The 392-nt window shown below is 57.1% G+C and carries 1 pseudogene; it reads right to left on the bottom strand.

Going from position 1 to position 392, the window contains the following annotated elements:
- Window positions 1-392: pseudogene (locus tag HMPREF2808_RS12310) on the bottom strand (HNH endonuclease); the annotation flags it as partial.

Raw genomic sequence — 392 nt, 5'->3', positions numbered from 1 at the left:
GCATGCAGGGTAAGGCGTTGTTTGAAGTTTGCCCCTCGTGATAGCCGCCAGGTGTCGATGGGTCCTTCAAGAGGGTGCACGATGGTGGCATAGCCTATTTCGGCGAATTTGTGGGTGAGGAATTCTGCCCCGGTCATGCGCCCGCCGTTAGTGAGGTTGAGCTCTATGTCGTCCCCGTCGCCGTTGATGATTTGGTCGAGCTCGTTGAGGGTGACGATGACTTGGGTGCGCACTGCCGGTTTGGAACCGCCTGCTTCTTTGAAGAAGATGTCGTTGGCGGCTTGAAGTAGGTCGGTGTTGGTGGATTCGAGTACGCCGCGCATGTTGGCAATCGTGGTGGCATCGTCGGTTATGGAGAGTGTGTTGGGGCCTTGTTCCCGGTAGGTGATGCG

It is taken from the genome of Corynebacterium sp. HMSC078A10, assembly GCF_001811565.1.
GTDB classification, from domain to species: Bacteria; Actinomycetota; Actinomycetes; order Mycobacteriales; family Mycobacteriaceae; genus Corynebacterium; species Corynebacterium hesseae.
Note: the sequence above shows the minus strand (reverse complement) of the source record. Positions and strands in the feature narration are given on the sequence as shown.